We start from the raw sequence: 1,386 nt of genomic DNA on the forward strand, positions 1-1,386 counted from the left end.
TGGAGCTTTCAAACAAAGCAATGTTATCTTTTTTAAGAATAAACTTTATCCTATTAACCCTCAAAACCCTCAGCAGTCTTTGCAGCAACTTATAATGTTAAAAGAACAGAATGTTGCATAATGCACGCAGAGTTTTATCTTAAAGCTCAAAATAAAGGAGCGGGTATTTTTAGGTATTATCATATTGTTGTGATGCCCACCCTTTTTAAAGATTGGTCTCTTCTCATTGCCAATGGCAGAATAGGACAAAAAGCAAGACAAAGGTCTTTATTGTTTACGGACCTTAATCTCCTCATTAAGAAAATTAAGCAAATTCTCAATAAAAGGCTTAAGGCTGAAAAAAGATTAGGATGTAATTATCACCTTATTGATCATACTTGTGATGATGAATTTAAGAGACAAGTCATACCTCATCTCTCCATATCTTTAACCTCTCCTTGTTAAAGGATGCTAATTTATAAGGCAATTCTTCTCAAGCAAGGAAGAGCAAAGGATGTAAGTATTTTATCCACAATGTTTTCCCTTAGAAGTGGGGATAATTTTTGTTTAACAGGAAAGGGAATAAATGTTACATGAAAAACATGTAAGGACTAAGGAAATACCAGATGAATGATAGGCCTAAACTCACGATCAAAAAACCCTTAAGCCCAGAAAAGCAATCTCAGCTCTCTCAAGGGCTTCAATATTTAATTCCAAATATAATTGAAAAACCTTCTACTAAAGATCAAGAACATCTCATGCAGAAAGCTCAAAAGAAGAAAAAAGAAGAAATCAAAGCAGCTTTAAAATGGCTTTATGAGAAGTTTCCTCTTTGCTTTAACCCAAAGGAAATAAAGCCCCTTAAGCTTCATATTGATAAAGACATCTCTTCCTTTCTTGGAAAGGAGAACTCTCCTTCAAAAGTTAAATTAAAAGATGCTCTTACCTATTACACAAGTAACATTCATTACCTCAAGGCTGTTATAAAGGGCACACATCGGTATGATTTAGAAGGCAATCAGGGAGAAGAGATTACTGCAGATCAAAAGGCTTATGCTCAAGAGAAATATGAGAAAACTCTTCAAATGATGAAGGCTAAAAAGCAACATAAAAATAAATCTTTTAGCCAAGAAAAAGCAGACAATTCTTAATAAATTTAGTAAGGTAACTTGTATATTTTTTAATCTTCTTACGAGCTTTATTACATGCTCAAAAATAGGCATCATTAGAGAATTTTTTGAAAATCACCTGCCTGAATGGTATTCTGTGGAAGAACCCCCAAAAGTGTTCGTTTTGAATTAGGAGACTTTCCAGAAGTGTTGTTTTAAGTGCTTTTCAAGAGCATTGACCATTGCATCCATATCAATTTCGCCATCATTTTTTTTAAAGTTATATTTGCCAGTGAAG

2 protein-coding genes are annotated in these 1,386 nt (G+C 33.5%); both read left to right on the forward strand.

Features of this window, described 5'->3' with window-relative positions; translation table 11 throughout:
* Positions 1–120 precede the first annotated feature (120 nt).
* Complete coding sequence (locus tag J0H12_00055; protein ID MBN9412306.1) at positions 121–444, forward strand: WGR domain-containing protein; 324 nt, start codon at positions 121–123, stop codon at positions 442–444.
* A 161-nt stretch (positions 445–605) separates the two neighbouring features.
* The gene (locus tag J0H12_00060; GenBank protein MBN9412307.1) at positions 606–1,130 is read left to right on the forward strand and encodes a ProQ/FinO family protein; all 525 of its coding nucleotides are present in this window, start codon (positions 606–608) and stop codon (positions 1,128–1,130) included.
* Positions 1,131–1,386: the final 256 nt, after the last annotated feature.

The sequence above is a fragment of the Candidatus Paracaedimonas acanthamoebae genome, assembly GCA_017307065.1.
GTDB classification, from domain to species: domain Bacteria; phylum Pseudomonadota; class Alphaproteobacteria; order Caedimonadales; family Caedimonadaceae; genus Paracaedimonas; species Paracaedimonas acanthamoebae_A.